At 55.3% G+C, this 1,339-nt stretch carries 1 protein-coding gene; it reads left to right on the forward strand.

Annotated features, from left to right (window positions below; translation table 11 throughout):
* Positions 1-221: 221 nt before the first annotated feature.
* Positions 222-1,244 carry a UvrB domain 3-containing protein gene (locus NF78_RS27805; RefSeq protein WP_156120020.1) on the forward strand — a complete coding sequence of 341 codons (1,023 nt, stop codon included), beginning with the start codon at positions 222-224 and terminating at the stop codon, positions 1,242-1,244.
* The last annotated feature ends 95 nt before the right edge of the window (positions 1,245-1,339 follow it).

A 1,339-nucleotide genomic window follows, 5' to 3' on the forward strand; every position in this document is an offset into this window, starting at 1 on the left:
CGGCCTTAGAAAACAGTTGGCGGCTCATTCGTCAGGTTCGTTTCACCCATAACCGCGATCCCGAACCCGCCATGGCGTCTCGGAAACAGCATGAGCAACGCACCCATCGAATCGAATTCAAAATACACACGTACTGCTATGTCGCCGATTAGTTTTGTCAGTCAACCAGGGCCAACCCCCACGGCCTTAACCTCGACCGCCTTCGACAGCTCAAAACCGACGTGGTGATTTCTGGCGGCCACAATGACCTGCCCCACCTGAAGGCGTACACCGACTCCAGTCGCCACGAAGCGGTGATTAAAAGCTTCAAACTTCCCTTCGACAGCGAAGACAATGGCGTCAAAGGCGACATCGGCATTGTTGTGGTTAACAACATGCTGTTGACCGGGTTTGATGCCCCCGTCGAGCAGGTCATGTACCTTGATAAGGTGATTCAGGCCCACAACCTCTTGCAGGCGATCGCCCGCGTCAATCGAGTCGGTGGGGCCGACAAAGAGAAGGGTTTTGTGGTGGACTACGTGGGCATTGGTCACCATCTCAAACGCGCCATCGACACCTACGACGAACGGGAACAAAAAGAAATTGAAGAGACCCTCAGCTTTCCTGAAGAGGAAATTCGCCAACTTGAACACGATCACCAGGCCCTAATCGCCTTTCTCAGCCAGTACGGCCTCACCGACCTCACTGACCACGATGCCTTCTTTGACCTGTTCTACGACGAAGACATTCGCTTTGAGTTCATGCAGGGGTTCCGGCAGCTCACCCGCAGCCTTAACCTGGTGTTTCCGGCCCGCCAAGCCCTTAACTACATTGCCAACTACCAGGCCCTCGCCGAAATTAACGTGCTAGCAGGCAGGCATCTCCACGACACCCGCCTCAGCATGAAGGGCATTCCGGCCAAGCTTCGCCAAATTGTCGATGCCCATCTCGCCTCCCAGGGCATTGACCCCAAAGTTAAGCCCATCTCGATCCTCGACGAAGACTTTGAGCGCCAAGTTGGCACCCGAAAACGCGCCAAAACCAAGGCCGCCGAAGTTGAGCATGCCCTGCGCCACTACATCGACCTAGAGCTAGACGACGATCCAGAGCTGCAAGCCTCCTTTGCCGAAGCCCTAGCCGCTATCCTCAGCGAGTTTAAAGACAACTGGGAACGCATCTACCAAGAGCTAGAAAAGCTGCGCCAGCGCCTCAAGGACGCCGATAAGGAGCCCACCTACGGCCTGCACAAAAAGCGAGAGATGTGAAGTGACCCCCGATTTTCGGACACAAGGCTAAGAGCAGTATCCTTGTTCCACAGGAGGGGGCAACTATGAGCGCAAACCGACGACAGTACACAGCT

The organism is Leptolyngbya sp. KIOST-1, from assembly GCF_000763385.1.
GTDB lineage: Bacteria > Cyanobacteriota > Cyanobacteriia > Phormidesmidales > Phormidesmidaceae > Nodosilinea.